The sequence below is a fragment of the Allobaculum sp. Allo2 genome (assembly GCF_022701175.1).
GTDB classification, from domain to species: Bacteria; Bacillota_I; Bacilli_A; order Erysipelotrichales; family Erysipelotrichaceae; genus Allobaculum; species Allobaculum fili.
Genome location: NZ_CP078088.1, coordinates 1936651 through 1950871, shown reverse-complemented (window position 1 = coordinate 1950871; position 14221 = coordinate 1936651). Strand labels below are relative to the sequence as shown.

Here is a 14221-nt window from a genome sequence, read left to right as displayed (position 1 = left end):
TCGAGCAGAACGCAGGATCGCAGCTCAAACAGAAAAGCCGGCCAGAGCCGGCTGATTTCAGGATTTGTGATGATGCGAGAAGAGGCGTGCAAACAGGGAACTCATTTTGGGAGCAGGAGCTGAAATGTACTTGTATTCCTTCGCCTTTTCGATAAAGGCCTGCTGGCTGTTGATCATCTCATCGCCTTCGGGCGAAATTTTCGTATAGGAGCCGGAAGGGAGCAGACGGCGTCCTTTCAGACTGTCGTTAAACTGCGTTTCAAAATACTCGAGCAGCTCCTTTTTCAGCTGCGGATCTTCGATGGGAACACCGACTTCTACGCGGCGCTCGGTGTTGCGGGTCATGAAATCGGCGGAAGCGATGTACACTTCGCACGATTCGCCGATGCCGAAGATGTAAATGCGTCCGTGTTCAAGAAAGCGGCCGACTACGGAGTGAATTTCAATGTGATCGGTATAGCCTTCGAGTCCGGGCAGAATGCAGCAGATGCCGCGAACGATCATTTTAATATCGACCCCAGCCTGAGAGGCTTCGGACAGTTTGGCGATCAGATCGAGGTCGGTCAGCGAGTTCATCTTGAACCAGGCTCTGGCCGGCTTTCCGGCTTTTGCGAGCGCAATCTGTTCGTCCAGCTTCTGTAAAATCGCGTTTTTCAGACCGAACGGGGAAACGATCAGCTTCTTGTACGAACCGGCCAGGTTGCCGACGTTCATGTTCTTGAAAAATTCAGTCGCGTCCTGACCAATCTGCTCATCCGCGGTAATGAGCGAGAAATCCGTGTACTGCCGGCTCGTTTTCTCGTTGTAGTTGCCGGTACCGATCTGGGTGATCGTACGGATTTTTCCGCGGGATTTGAGGGTAATCTGCATGAGCTTGGAGTGGACTTTGTAGTCTTCAAAGCCGTAGAAAACGCTGACGCCGCTTTCTTCGAGACGTTCAGCGGCCTGAATGTTGTTCTGTTCGTCAAAGCGGGCACGCAGTTCCATCAGGACGGTGACATTTTTGCTGTTTTCCGCGGCGCGGCAGAGGGCCCGGACAATTTTGGAGTTTTTCGCCAGTCGATAAATGGTGATCGAAATGGAGAGCACGTCCGGATTTGTCGCCGCTTCATCAAGCAGTCGGATGAACTGATCAATGTCCTGATACGGATAGGAAAGCAGAACGTCATGATCGAGAATCTGCGGAATGAGCGGTTCTTCCGGATTCAGACGGCGGTCCGTCTGGGCGACAAACGGCTTGTAGGAAAGGGCCTTGCGAATATCCGCGGGCAGCGCGTCGATCAGCGGGAAAACGTACGAAAGATCGAGCGGGGAACGCTTGGACAGGAAGACCTGCGCCTTGGACAGATGCAGCTGCCGGCAAAGATAGTCCACTGCAGCTGGATCAGTATCCCGGTAGATTTCCAGACGAATCGGAGAAAGACGCATGCGCTTTTTGAGAATCGTCTTCATGTAGGAGCGATAGTCTTCATCGTCTTCAATGTCGGCGCTGTTCAGGTTGATGTCCGCGTTGCGGGTTACGCGAATGATCGTCTTGAAGGGAATCCGGGATTTAGGAAACATCTTTTCGAGAAAGGCGAGGACGACATTTTCAACGAGCATGAATTCGGTTTCTCTTCGTTGAGATAAATGATGCGCGGCAAATAGGACGGAATCGGAACGATGCCGTAGCGCGTCTTTCCGTTTTCGATAATCGAAAAGAAAATGTACAGTTCCTTGTTGATCAGAAACGGGAAGGGATGGTGAACGTCGATGATCTGCGGAGCGAGAAGCGGAGCCAGATCGCTTTCAAAATATTTCGCGATCAGCTTGGACTGCTTCTTGTTCAGATTTTTCATGGACATCGGCTGGATCTGGACTTCGCGAAGCGTCTTGCGCAGATTGTGAAGGACGTTGTCCCGCATTTTATACAGTCTGGCGGATTCTTCGTAAATCGCCTGCAGCTGTTCGGAAGGGGACATGCCGCTTTTGAATCGATCTGATCGTTATCGACCAGAGACATATCCATTAAGGATCCTGCCCGGACCATGAAAAACTCATCCAGGTTGGACGTGAAAATCGCCGCAAATTTCATGCGTTCCAGAAGTTCGACCGACGGATCGGCAGCTTCTTCGAGAACGCGCTGGTTGAATTTCAGCCAGCTGATTTCGCGGTTCTGGGTAAAGGGGTATTTCTTAGTTTTCATAGGAGATACACTCCTTGTACTGTGTATGGTTAAGGGCTGAATGCAGCCGTATGCAGCGCGAAGGCCAGACTCAGGTTTCGCATCAGACAGGATATTGAATCCTGCTTTTGAAAAAAATTTTCCTGTTTTCTTTTTATCAGGTATACAGACTCTGCAATTCTGTCGGCTTGATCAGACAGGTTTTTCGCAGGGCGCGCCGGCCTTTGACTGCGCTCATCGATATTGTAGTGGATTTTTGACGGTCTGCCGGCTGATGCCGGCATTTGGGCGCTTTGTGATGCATGAGTGGATGTCTGGCGTCTTTTGAGGTTTGCGAACTCTTAGCAATCCCTTAAGAATTCCCTAGGGAAACTCCGTGGAAAGCTTGTTATACTAAGTCAATAGTGAATTGTTCACATGTTTGAAAAGAGGAGGCAGAGTGTGAAGTTTTTAAGAAAATTCTAAAGTCCAAAGCCCTGTATCTGGCTGCGGCTTTAGCCTTTCAGCTGCTGATCCTGCTTCTTTTACTGACGTATTTTTCCCATGAGTTTCTTCCTGTTTACTATACGATGCTCGCGCTGAGCGTCGTTGTCTCCATTGCGGTCATCAACCGCGATTCGGACTCGTCGTCCAAACTGCTCTGGGTCTTTGTGATCATGGCCCTTCCGTTTTTTGGCGGCATGCTGTATCTGCTCTTTGGCGGTACCAAGATTCCGAAAGCGCTGATGATTCAGGACAGACAGGCCTATGCGGACTATCAGGAATACGCGGAGCAGAATCTGAAAACCCTCAACCAGTCCGAGATCCAGGATCCGGTGCTGCGGCGAATGACCGACATGGCCTGGAACAACGGCTATTTCCCGGTCTATACCAATTCCGCCGTCCGGTATTTTCCGACCGGCGAAGCGCAGTTTGAAGGCTTCATGGAAGCCATTCGCAAGGCGGAAGAGTACATCTTCATCGAGACGTACATCATCGACGAAGGCAGCGTGCTCGATGAGCTGCTCGCCGTTCTGGAGCAGAAAGTGGCCGAAGGCGTCGATGTCCGTCTGATCTACGATGACTTTGGCTGCCTGATCAACATTCCGGAAGACTTTCAGGCCAGACTGAAGGCGAAAGGAATAAAAGTACACGCCTTTAATCCGATCCATCCGCAGCTGGCGATGCAGATGAACAACCGCGACCATCGCAAGACGATCATCGTGGATGGAAAAATCGCCTTCACCGGCGGAAGCAACATCGCGGACGAATACGTAAACCGCATTGAACGCTTCGGCTACTGGAAGGACATGGGCGTCTGTGTCGAGGGCCCGGCGGTCGAACCGTTTGTCATCGCGTTTTTGCAGATGTGGAACTACGACTCGCCAGAAAACACGCCGTATGAATTTTATATCCGGCACGAAAGCGAGTTTCCGCGGCTTAAAAATCAGGGCTTTGTCATTCCGTTTTTCGATTCGCCGACCGACGACAAGACGCTTGGCCGCAAATTCCATTTCAACCTGATCAACTCCGCCAACCGTACATGCTGGATTACTACCCCGTATCTGATTCTGGATTCCGACATGGTCAGCATGCTGGAGCTGGCCGTACAGAACGGTGTCGACGTACGCATTGTCGTTCCTGGTATCCCCGACAAGAAAATTGTGTATGAAGTCACCAAGGCCAACTCCGAAATTCTTACGAAAAAGGGCGTGAAGGTGTATGAATATACCCCAGGATTCATACATGGAAAAGTCACGCTTGTCGATTCGAGACATGCGCTGGCCGGAACGGTCAACATGGACTTCCGCTCCTACTACACCAACTACGAATGTGGCATGTGGATGTACGATCCCGCCTGCATTGACGAAATCGAACGCGATTTTGAACAGATCTTCCGTGATTCCAAACTGATTACGCTCTCTTCCATTGAAGAGACCAACTGGTTTGTTCGTCAGTATCGTCTGTTCCTTAAAATTTTCTCTCCGCTGCTCTAAAAGCGGGATCAAATACGGGCGAGCTCTATTCTGTAGAAGACTTGCACCGTTTCCATTTTGAATGTGTACGAAGGCCAGATTCTTTGCGAGAGAATCTGGTTTTTCTTTGGCAAAGGAAACGGCAGGGAAAGCAGCCGGGCCAGGGGATGAAAATCTCTGCGACCAGCGTTCTTTCTTCTCAGGCCGCCCTTTCGATCTATGGATCTATGACGATCGTCCTTGATTTCTGTGCGATGTCTTTCGTAAATGCGCAGTGAAAAGGAGACTTTCCTCTCTTGCATTCAGCGAAAGGGATGAGATGTTGCCGGACTGTTTTATACATATATAGTTAAAAATAAATTATTTGATATACGATCGGCTTCTTAAGTACTGTGTAGTACGATGTATATACAGGAGATACCGTACATGAATATTGAGGATTGGAAATCCCAGATTAAGCGCGGGACACTGGAATTCTGCGTTCTGGCAATGATAAAGCAGCAGCCATCCTATGGATATGAAATGATCAGCACACTGGAAAAGTATCCGATTCTGGCCGCAAAAGAGAATACGATTTATCCGCTGCTCAGACGGTTAATGAAAGAGGAATATATCTCCTCGTTCTGGCAGGAGAGTTCTGAGGGCTGCCGCCGCGAAAGTACTATTCCATTACCGAAAAGGAATGGAATATCTTTTGGCCATGTCTGAGGAATGGGAAAATCTGCAAAACGCGATTAAGGAAACCAAAGGAGCCAAAGACCATGGAACTGGAAAAATCACTGAATGAATATCTCGAAAAAATCGACACCAGTCTGAACCCAATGACTGCTTGCGAACGTGCCGACATTGTAAAAGAAATCAAAAGTGAAATGCTGGAACTGCATACCCGCGGAATGTCCGCAGAACAGATTCTTAATCGCCTGGGAAATCCTAAGGAACTTGCTAAAGCGTATTCAGGAGAAGCTGTTGCCAAAAGCAGAGGCTTTAGCTGGCGTAGGCTGAGTGCTGTAATTGCTTTTACAGCCTTGCAGGATTTGGCGGTATGTTTGTTTTGCCCATTACAGGCCTTAGCGGGATCGGCTTTATGGCAGCTGGAGCGCTTTTTCCGCTTGCGGGCGTGGTCAAACTCGCAGCCCATTTCATGGGATATGAAATGAAAGAAATCGGAATTCACATTGGCTCGTATTCTGCAAGTGCCATCGAATTTCTTCCCTTTCGATTTTGATGGGGGCTATCGTTTTTGTCCTTGGATGGCTGTTCTGGAAACTTACCCTGGTGATTGTTCAGTCTATGCGCCAGACAAAGAAAAAGCTGGATTGTATATAACTGAATCGAATATAACGAGAAACGCCGGACGCGGCGGCCTGATGGCCTTGCGTCCGGCGTTTTTCTGAAGATTTGATTTTGCACGAAGCTTATCATCGAATTCGTGCATTTCCCGCCATTTGAATCGTTCAGCGCTTTCCGACAAACAGTCGATTCATACTGGATACCTGATCTTATTTCTGAAAGCCAGAGCTGAAGACGTTCTGGAGGATCGAATATCCTTTGGATTTTTGAGGGGCTGGAAGATGGGGCAGCCGCGTCGAAAATCGGATGGTTTAGCGCACCATTTTTTCCGGACGAACGAGTTCGTCAAAGGCGGCTTCATCGAGAAGGCCCAGTTTCAGCACCGCTTCCTTGAGCGTCAGATTGTTTTCGAAAGCATATCGGGCGGCCTTGCCTGCGTTTTCGTAGCCGATGACCGGATTCAGGCACGTCACGAGCATCAGCGAGTTTTCGAGGTTTTCCTCGGTTTTCTGCCGGTTGACTTTGAGTCCTTCCAGGCAGTTGCGAGTAAACGAGACGATCGCATCGGCCAGAAGGCGGATGGACTGGTTGAGGTTGTAGGCAATGACGGGCATGAAGACGTTCAGTTCGAAATTGCCCTGACTGGCCGCAAAGCCGATAGCGGCATCGTTGCCCATGACCTGTACGGCCACCATGGTGACGGCTTCGCACTGGGTCGGGTTGACTTTGCCCGGCATGATGGAAGAACCAGGTTCATTGGCTGGAATTTCCAGTTCGCCAATTCCGCAGCGCGGACCGCTGGCCAGGAAGCGGACGTCGTTGACGATTTTCATCATGTTGGCCGCCAGCCCTTTGACGGCGCCGGAAAGCAGGGAACAGGCGTCCTTGGACGTAAGGGCGTGGAAATAGTTGGGATCCGGTTTGAAGTGAATGCCGGTCATGGAATCGAGAATCGCACAGACATCTGCGCCAAAGGTTTGCGGCGCATTGAGTCCGGTGCCGACCGCGGTCGCCCCGATGGCGAGTTCGTTGACGAAGGGAAGAACCGCTTCGATATGACGGCGGGAATGTTCCAGCATGGACCGCCAGCCGCTGATTTCATTCGAAACGTACAGCGGGGTCGCATCCTGCAGGTGCGTCCGTCCAATTTTGATAATGCCTGCGTTTTCTTCTTCCAGGCGTTTCAGAACGTCCACGCATTCATCGATTGCAGGAAGAAGCAGCTTTCGCGTCATGGACGAAGCCATTATGTGCAGGGCACTCGGGAACGTATCGTTGGAAGACTGGGACGCGTTGACTGTATCGTTTGGATGAAGAGAGAGTCCGGGATGATTTTTCATGCCGACATGTGCGATGACTTCGTTCACGTTCATGTTGGTCTGCGTCCCCGACCCGGTCTGCCAGACGGCCAGCGGAAATTCGCCGGTCAGCTTTTTGTTCAGAATGGCCTGACACACTTCGACGATGGCTTCTTTTTGCGCCGGATCGATTTTGTGATTGCGTTCATTGACAATGGCGCAGGCCATTTTCAAATACGCAAAGGCGTCAATGAGTTCAGTCGGCATCTTTTCGGTGCCGATTTTAAAGTTTTCCAGCGAGCGCTGCGTCTGGGACATCCAGCACGCATCCGCCGGAACTTTGACTTCGCCTAAAACGTCGTGTTCGATTCTGTATTCCATGAGTTCTCCTTTTCTCTTTCTTCTTTTTGCTTATGTATGAAATCTGTACCGGAGACCTGCCCTGGAAAGGGAATTTTTCCAGACTGCGCAGGGGCATCGGGCGAGCCCCTCGTTTTCGACAGGCTCTTATCCCTGTCATTTTATCCATACGAAATCGTTTCGTCCTGCTTTTCCAGACGTTCCTGAATTTCGCCGGCGCTTTCTTGCGTACTTTGGCGCGCAAAATGAAGAAAAGAGTGTTTGCGTACGCTCTCGTGAATGCCGGCAGCGAGAAGGAGAGACTGGATAGAAAAATCAGGATTTCTTTGAAAACAGCGCGCTGCTGGACAGCAGGAGGATGTCTTAATAGCGCAAAAACGGGTGTCTGGAGTACATCTTTTCTTCAAATCGGTAGGATCAGAAGAGGAAAGCCTCGCCATCGACAGTCTGGAACACTCCAGCTCGAAAATACTGGATCCCATTCTGATGGGAAAGCGCGTACGAAACGTCGGTTGAGGACCATTTTTAACAAAGCATATGAAGACCTGGTTTGAAATGTACAAACTGATCTGTGATTTCTGTAAAGTAATTCCGGGTCAATCGCATTATTTTTAACTTGGAATATCGTGTTTACGTCCGATGTTTCTTTGGTAATACTACGTATTGATATAAGTTCTCGTTCAAAGCGGGAAGAAGCGGAAAAGAAAATCGATCTTCTTGTCTTCCGGAATCAATGCTTGTATGATCAGTCATTGAATTTCATTTTGTTGAAAACGACAAAATTCAGCCCGTTTAGCCTCTGCCGCTCTGCGGTTCTGAGGGTTGTGACACAGGCAAGGAGATGCCTATGAGAATGAAGGATAACCTGGAATGCTATATCGATGGATATAACTGCGTCCATGTTTATATAGACAAGAATTTTTATCAGGGAAACAGTCAGACCTTTCATCTGAAAGATGAACACGGTGAAATTGTTCCTCTGACCATACAGGAAAAGACAGATAATATTACCCACATTCGGTATACGTGTACGGTGGATGCCCCGCTGGAAATCGGACGGGACTACGTTCTGTATTCCGGACACTGCCGGACCGCACCGGCCAAATACAGCCATATTGTTAAGACGCCGGAATTTGCGAACGCCTGGCCGGCCGTCGATCTGAATACGCTTGGCTGTCACTACACGCCTGAGCAGACGATTTTCCGTTTCTGGTCTCCCGTCGTCAGCTGGGCGGAACTTGTTTTACTCGATGAAGAAGGAAACCGGCAGGCTGTCCCGATGGAACGGGATGAAGAAGGCTGCTGGACCGTTTGCGTCGAAGGCGATCTGCTGCATAAGCTTTACCGCTATCGCATGAACGTCAACGGCAGCATTCGTGAATGCCACGATCCGTACAATCTTTTACCGGCGTCAATACGAGCTGCTCGCAGGTCAACGATCTCTCCTTGCTGAAAATGCCTGAACGCTTCAAACCAAAGCCGATGGCGCACCAGACCGATGCGATCATTTACGAATGTTCCATTCGGGATATGACCGCCCAGAAGGAAATCGGCGTTGAAAATCCGAAAACCTTCCCGGCGTTTGTACAGGAAAACGCCACAACCAGACAGAAACGTACAGGCCTTTCGTATATTCGGGAACTGGGCATTACCCACGTACAGCTGATGCCGGTTCTGGATTTTGGCAGCGTCGACGAAGAGTATCCGTCGCTCTATTACAACTGGGGCTACGATCCTGCGAACTACCGCGCGCTGGAAGGCTCGTATTCGACCGATCCGTTCGATCCGGAACGCCGCATTCTTGAATTCGCCCAGATGGTACAGAAGCTTCATGAAGCGGGCATTAAAGTCACGCTCGATCTCGTATTCAACCACGTATGGAACCGTGACGGCTACGCGCTGGAAAACATGGTTCCGGATTACTTCTTCCTGATGGACTCCTTAGGCAATTATTCCAACGGATCGTACTGCGGAAACGATATCGATTCCCGTCCGGAAATGAGCCGGCGCTACCTGATCGATGCGGCCATGCAGCTGATTGACGTCTTCGATGTCGACGGCTTCCGCTTCGATCTGATGGGCGTACTGGACTGCTCGCTGCTCAACACGATTGCCGAAGAAGCGAAAAAGCGCAAACCGGATTTCATGATTTACGGGGAAGGCTGGGACATGCCAAGCTTTGTACCGCACGATATCCGGGCTTCCCAGAACAATCAGGCCAAAATGCCGCTGGTCGGTCATTTTTCGGACCGCTTCCGCGAAGTCATTCGCGGCTCGTCGGGTCAGATCAGCGACGCCGGCTATCCGGCAGGCAACCTCGGCCTTCTGCATGATGCCAAGCAGGTCATGTGCGCATCGGTTCTCGAAGGCCGATACGATGCGCCGTTTAAAGCGGTCAACTACATCGAATGCCACGACAACCATACCCTCTGGGATAAAAACCGCAAGGCATGCGAAGGCATGCCGCGCAGCGAACGCATACGCCGTCAGGTTCTGGCGAACGCGATGGTTCTGTTTGCGCAGGGCATTCCGTTCATTCATTCCGGCCAGGAATTCGGCCGGACCAAAAACAATCTCGACAACACGTACAATCGTTCCGATCATTACAACATGATCGACTACCATCGCCGCGATACGATGGAGCCGATGGTCGATCAATTCAAGGAACTCGTTAAAATCCGGCGCGAACATTCTTCGCTGCGTCTGACGAGTAGCGAAGCGATTATGCATAACGTTCATGTATCCGATCTCGATTCGAAAGTGCTCGTGTATCAGACGCAGGATGAAAACGAGAAAATGATTCTGTTCTTTAACCCGACGCATGAGACGTTCCATTACGATCTGACGAAGGAAGGGGAAGTTCTCTACGATGTGAACCATCTGAACGAGAAACAGGCCCGTCATATTCAGATTGGACCGATCGGCACTGTCGTCGTTCTCGAAGAGACGTTTGAAAAGCCGCAGACGGCTGAAGAAGCTGAAGCTTCCGTGTCCAAAGCTGCATAAGACGGCCGGATCCAATCGAGTGGAAACGGGCGAAAGTCGGGCCAAAACCGGAATAATGCCCGAAAGCTTTCCATTTTCAGTCCTTTTCAGGAGCGAAAGGGCATTTCATTTTGTTTCTTAAATTGAAAAATTTGTCAAAAAGCAGAGGTTTGGCCTCTGCTTTTTGACAGGACGGCGCATCCGCATAAAATAGAGAAAATGAGATTTGGCCGAAGTCGGCCAGCAGACAGAAATCCCATTCGAATTGCATGCATACAGGAGGAACAATATGGCAAAATTTTTCAGCGAACCTTCCCGCACTTTTGCGGAATACCTTCTCGTTCCAGGCTATACCGGACCAGAAGATACCCCGGATAAAGTCAGCCTGAAAACGCCGCTGGTGAAATTTAAAAAGGGGAAAAGCCGGCGCTTTCCCTGAACATCCCGCTGACCAGTGCGGTCATGCAGGCGGTGTCCGGACCGGATCTTGCGGTCGCTCTGGCTCGCGAGGGCGGTGTCGCCTTTATTTTCGGTTCTCAGCCGATTGAAAGTCAGGCTGCGATGATTCGTCAGGTCAAGGCCACCAAAGCTGGATTTACCGGCAGCGATGCGAACGTTTCTCCTGATGATACGCTGCGCAAAGTAATCCAGATCCGTCAGCAGACCGGACATTCCACAATGGCCGTTACGGAAAACGGCAAAAAGACGGCGTTCTCGTCGGCATTCTGACTTCCCGTGATTTCCGCGAAACCCGCGTAGATCTCGACAACACGAAAGTCAAGGATGTCATGACGCCCTATGACAAGCTGATCGTCGGCGATGAAGGTCTCACGCTTGGCGAAGCGAACGACATCATCTGGGACAAGAAACTGAACCAGCTGCCGATCGTAGACAAGGATCGTCGCCTGAAAGCGTTCGTTTTCCGTAAGGACTACGAACAGCACAAGGAAAACCCAAACGAAGTTCTGGATGAGCACAAACGCTACCTCGTTGGTGCAGGCATCAACTCCCGCGACTACAAGGACCGCGTTCCTGCTCTTGTAGAAGCCGGTGCGGACATCCTCGTTATTGACTCTTCCGAAGGCTATTCCTGCTGGCAGGCCGATACGATCAAATGGATTCGCGAAAAATACGGCGACACCGTTAAAGTCGGTGCCGGCAACGTTGTTGACGGCGACGGATTCCGCTTTCTGGCTGAAGCCGGTGCGGACTTCGTTAAAATCGGTATCGGCGGCGGTTCCATCTGCATCACCCGCGAGCAGAAAGGCATCGGCCGCGGGCAGGCGACCGCGACAATCGAAGTCGCCAAAGCGCGGGATGAATATTTCGAAAACACTGGAATCTACGTTCCAATCTGTTCCGATGGCGGTATCGTTCAGGACTACCACATGACGCTCGCCCTTGCCTTTGGTGCAGACTTCGTTATGCTGGGCCGCTACTTTGCCCGTTTCAAGGAAGCGCCGAACAAAGTAGTAAGCGTAAACGGAAACTACATGAAGGAGTACTGGGGCGAAGGAAGTGCCCGTGCCCGCAACTGGCAGCGCTATGATGTCGGCGGCGAAGGCAAGATGTCCTTTGTCGAAGGCGTTGACTCCTACGTACCATATGCCGGCGCACTGGCGGACAACGTCGGTCTGACGATTTCCAAGATCAAGCACACCATGTGCAACTGCGGCTTTACCAACATCCCGGATTTCCAGAAAAACGCGAAAGTTACCCTGGTTTCGGCTGTATCGATTTCTGAGGGCGGTGCCCATGACGTACTCGTCCGCGATGATAAAGTCGACGCCGGGCAGATGTAATTCCAATCATTTTGTTAACTGGACAGGCAGACCCCGGCGGTCTGCCTTTTAAATGGGAAAAATTAAAATGCAGATTTCACAGGCGGAAATCTGCAAAAACTGAGTGATAAGCCGGCTGACTGATCAGAAGAAAAGAGACGTCGGAATCAGCAGCACATAAGGTGCGGTCGCTATGGAGATGATCAAAGCTGCTTTCCGTCTGCCTTTGACGGAAAGCCCGCTCTTTCGAAGAGCCAGGCGGGAATCGAGAAAATAGAGCGCAAATCCTGCCAGGATAATCGTCAGGCAGACCAGAAGCAGTCCAACCGGATGGGACCAGGGGTTGTAGTATACCGCCATTTCGATGGGATAGAGGGTTTCGGAATAGGGAATAAAACCAATCGCAAACAGAATCACGCAGCCCAGAACGTCCCCAGATACCCAAGCAGCCAGACCTTCCACCAGGTCTTTTTAAAGCCCTGCTTCCAGTTTCGAGGATTGAAGCGCTTAAGACAGAAGCGGAGAACGGCGCAGTCGATTGCCAGATTGCCGAAAATGAACAGCGGCCAGATCCAGGTGATTGGAACTACAAAGAAGAAAAACAGAGGGAAAATGAGATTGTAAAGCCGCAGGGAAGAAGAGCGGGGCAGTGGAGCAGGATGGATTGTTTTCACAGGGATTCTCCTTGCTGGAATTTATTTTAAATTCCATTTCTCATGAATTGAGCTTATCATCCATCATGGCGTCTTTCGATAATGTCCGTCTAAACATATTCTGAAGTTTTTCTCATCAATAGTCTGCCATTCGACAGGCAAATGTATTATACGAGCCGTTCATATCCGTCGGTAAAATGTCCTTTCGCTGATAGACTGAAAGCAGTTTTTCTGCCGGAGCCGCTTTTCTTTTTAGCCGGTTTTGTGGAGAACCGGCTTCAGTAATAAATGGAGGATCTGCAATGAACAGTATTCTGCTGGCAGCCTTTATTCCGCTGCTTGGAACTGCTGCTGGATCAGCATTTGTTTTCTTTGTGCGCAAACCGCTCTCACAGCTGGTAAATCGCTGCTTTTCCGGCATTGCGGCCGGAGTAATGACTGCCGCTTCAGTATGGTCATTGCTGATTCCGGCCATGGAACAGAGTGAACCGATGGGCAGAATGGCCTTTTGCCGGCTGCCGGCGGTTTTCTGCTGGGCATTCTTTTTCTGCTTGTGCTCGATGCCATTACGCCGCACATTCATCCGGGATCGCTGGAAGAAGAAGGCCCGCATTCGAGTCTGAAAAAGCGTACGAAACTGTTTCTGGCGGTCACTCTGCATAACATTCCGGAAGGCATGGCGGTCGGAGCGACGCTGGCTGGCATGCTGAACACGAATCTGATCTCGTTTTCCGCAGTTCTGGCACTGTCCCTTGGCATTGCCCTCCAAAACGTTCCGGAAGGCGCGATCATTTCGATGCCGCTTCACGGCAGCGGCTATTCGCGCTGGAAGGCGTTCTGGTTTGGCACGCTCTCCGGCGCTGTCGAACCGCTGGCCACTGGGCTTACTCTGGCCATGCAAAGCTGGATCGTTCCGCTGCTTCCGTGGTTTTTAAGCTTTGCGGCTGGGGCGATGCTGTATGTGGTAGTGGAAGAACTCATCCCGGAAATGGTGCAGGGCGAACATTCCAATCTGCCAACGCTCTACTTTTCGGGCGGCTTTGTACTGATGATGATTCTTGATACGCTCCTTGGCTGATTCGGCGTAAGCGTCAAATAGAACCCGTCTAGCGCCACCCCTCCGATCTCGGAAAATTATTCTGAATCGGAGGTTTTTATGCAACTCGAAACCCTTATGAAGTGGGAAACACTTCTCGAAGATTTCTATCTTCATCCCGAACTGACTATGAAACAGTTCTGTCGGACTCGAGATCTGGACTATACCCGTTTTCGACGCATGGTTCATTGCGTCGAATCGGTAGAAAAGCTTGAACAGAAAAAGGCGCCAGAGCTTTCAGATCTGGCGTTCTTCAAAGTCGTCATTCAGGAGGAAAAATAAGATGGAATCAAAATTCAGCTTCACCAATCGCTCAAAGGGCCGCATCAAGTGCCTGTACTATGACGGAACGGGAACCTGGCTGTTCTACAAGGTTCTCAACTCCGGACATTTCGACTGGAGAATTACAGGAGATGGGATCGTGTCGATCACATCCCAGCAGCTGAACTGGCTGCTGGACGGTCTGAACATGGAGACGGGAAAGGTCTACAAGAAAACGACTCCCTGTTCCTCTGATCTGACGATTCTGCATATCCTTTCGATATAATCTGCTTATACTAAATAAGAATAATATTAATTTTATAATATTCAATATTAATTGATATAGATGGAATTATATGATATAGTTAAGGCATGAAA

General features: G+C 50.3%; 12 protein-coding genes and 3 pseudogenes. 10 read left to right on the top strand and 5 right to left on the bottom strand.

Annotated elements, in window-relative coordinates; genetic code table 11:
* Positions 1-57: 57 nt before the first annotated feature.
* Together ppk1 and KWG61_RS10945 are read right to left on the bottom strand one after the other, a co-directional pair.
* A pseudogene (gene ppk1 / locus KWG61_RS10950) lies at positions 58-1838 on the bottom strand (polyphosphate kinase 1).
* Positions 1835-2185 carry a hypothetical protein gene (locus KWG61_RS10945; protein ID WP_242743740.1) on the bottom strand — a complete coding sequence of 117 codons (351 nt, stop codon included), beginning with the start codon at positions 2183-2185 and terminating at the stop codon, positions 1835-1837. Before KWG61_RS10945 ends, ppk1 begins: the two are co-directional and overlap by 4 nt.
* Positions 2186-2733: 548 nt before the next feature.
* On the opposite strand from KWG61_RS10945, the gene cls reads away from it, so the two are divergent.
* The 4 genes from cls to KWG61_RS10925 all read left to right on the top strand — a co-directional run bounded on the left by cls (position 2734) and on the right by KWG61_RS10925 (position 5513).
* A complete protein-coding gene (cls, locus tag KWG61_RS10940) occupies positions 2734-4140 on the top strand; it encodes a cardiolipin synthase (RefSeq protein ID WP_242743739.1) in 1407 nt (468 codons plus the stop codon).
* Between the two features lie 405 nt (positions 4141-4545).
* A complete protein-coding gene (locus tag KWG61_RS10935) occupies positions 4546-4827 on the top strand; it encodes a PadR family transcriptional regulator (protein ID WP_242743738.1) in 282 nt (93 codons plus the stop codon).
* 53 nt (positions 4828-4880) lie between these two features.
* On the top strand, positions 4881-5276 hold the full coding sequence (locus KWG61_RS10930) for a DUF1700 domain-containing protein (RefSeq protein WP_242743737.1): 396 nt from the start codon (positions 4881-4883) through the stop codon (positions 5274-5276).
* An 18-nt stretch (positions 5277-5294) separates the two neighbouring features.
* Entirely contained in the window at positions 5295-5513 is a 219-nt protein-coding gene (locus tag KWG61_RS10925; protein WP_242743736.1) for a hypothetical protein, read from the top strand.
* Positions 5514-5720: 207 nt separating this feature from the next.
* On the opposite strand, the gene KWG61_RS10920 is transcribed toward KWG61_RS10925, so the two are convergent.
* The gene (locus tag KWG61_RS10920; protein ID WP_230268122.1) at positions 5721-7088 is read right to left on the bottom strand and encodes a lyase family protein; all 1368 of its coding nucleotides are present in this window, start codon (positions 7086-7088) and stop codon (positions 5721-5723) included.
* An 826-nt stretch (positions 7089-7914) separates the two neighbouring features.
* On the opposite strand from KWG61_RS10920, the gene KWG61_RS10915 reads away from it, so the two are divergent.
* The 3 genes and pseudogenes from KWG61_RS10915 to KWG61_RS10905 all read left to right on the top strand — a co-directional run bounded on the left by KWG61_RS10915 (position 7915) and on the right by KWG61_RS10905 (position 11854).
* On the top strand, positions 7915-8520 hold the full coding sequence (locus KWG61_RS10915; protein WP_242743735.1) for a hypothetical protein: 606 nt from the start codon (positions 7915-7917) through the stop codon (positions 8518-8520).
* Positions 8448-10073 carry an alpha-amylase family glycosyl hydrolase gene (locus tag KWG61_RS10910; protein ID WP_242743734.1) on the top strand — a complete coding sequence of 542 codons (1626 nt, stop codon included), beginning with the start codon at positions 8448-8450 and terminating at the stop codon, positions 10071-10073. The genes KWG61_RS10915 and KWG61_RS10910 overlap by 73 nt, the downstream gene beginning before the upstream one ends.
* A 268-nt stretch (positions 10074-10341) precedes the next feature.
* Positions 10342-11854, top strand: a pseudogene (locus KWG61_RS10905) (IMP dehydrogenase).
* Between the two features lie 123 nt (positions 11855-11977).
* Here KWG61_RS10905 and KWG61_RS10900 read toward each other — a convergent pair.
* Positions 11978-12250, bottom strand: coding sequence for a hypothetical protein (locus KWG61_RS10900; protein WP_242743733.1), 273 nt, complete (start codon positions 12248-12250; stop codon positions 11978-11980).
* Positions 12247-12507, bottom strand: a complete 261-nt coding sequence (locus tag KWG61_RS10895) for a hypothetical protein (RefSeq protein ID WP_242743732.1) — start codon at positions 12505-12507, stop codon at positions 12247-12249. The genes KWG61_RS10900 and KWG61_RS10895 overlap by 4 nt, the downstream gene beginning before the upstream one ends.
* A gap of 281 nt (positions 12508-12788) precedes the next feature.
* On the opposite strand from KWG61_RS10895, the pseudogene KWG61_RS10890 reads away from it, so the two are divergent.
* From KWG61_RS10890 to tnpB, 3 genes and pseudogenes are all read left to right on the top strand, one after another.
* Positions 12789-13564: pseudogene (locus KWG61_RS10890) on the top strand (ZIP family metal transporter).
* Positions 13565-13642: 78 nt separating this feature from the next.
* Positions 13643-13864: a hypothetical protein gene (locus KWG61_RS10885; RefSeq protein WP_230268117.1), complete on the top strand. Its 222-nt coding sequence runs from the start codon at positions 13643-13645 to the stop codon at positions 13862-13864.
* Between the two features lies 1 nt (position 13865).
* Positions 13866-14129 (top strand): IS66 family insertion sequence element accessory protein TnpB, encoded by a 264-nt coding sequence (gene tnpB / locus KWG61_RS10880; RefSeq protein WP_242743731.1) that lies wholly within the window; start codon positions 13866-13868, stop codon positions 14127-14129.
* Positions 14130-14221 lie beyond the last annotated feature (92 nt).

Excerpts from the sequence above, each read along its gene's own strand:
- KWG61_RS10945 (WP_242743740.1), bottom strand. The coding sequence starts at position 2,185 with ATGAAAACTAAGAAATACCCCTTTACCCAGAACCGCGAAATCAGCTGG.
- cls (WP_242743739.1), top strand. The coding sequence starts at position 2,734 with ATGCTCGCGCTGAGCGTCGTTGTCTCCATTGCGGTCATCAACCGCGAT.
- KWG61_RS10935 (WP_242743738.1), top strand. The coding sequence starts at position 4,546 with ATGAATATTGAGGATTGGAAATCCCAGATTAAGCGCGGGACACTGGAA.
- KWG61_RS10930 (WP_242743737.1), top strand. The coding sequence starts at position 4,881 with ATGGAACTGGAAAAATCACTGAATGAATATCTCGAAAAAATCGACACC.
- KWG61_RS10920 (WP_230268122.1), bottom strand. The coding sequence starts at position 7,088 with ATGGAATACAGAATCGAACACGACGTTTTAGGCGAAGTCAAAGTTCCG.
- KWG61_RS10915 (WP_242743735.1), top strand. The coding sequence starts at position 7,915 with ATGAGAATGAAGGATAACCTGGAATGCTATATCGATGGATATAACTGC.
- KWG61_RS10910 (WP_242743734.1), top strand. The coding sequence starts at position 8,448 with ATGCCACGATCCGTACAATCTTTTACCGGCGTCAATACGAGCTGCTCG.
- KWG61_RS10885 (WP_230268117.1), top strand. The coding sequence starts at position 13,643 with ATGCAACTCGAAACCCTTATGAAGTGGGAAACACTTCTCGAAGATTTC.
- tnpB (WP_242743731.1), top strand. The coding sequence starts at position 13,866 with ATGGAATCAAAATTCAGCTTCACCAATCGCTCAAAGGGCCGCATCAAG.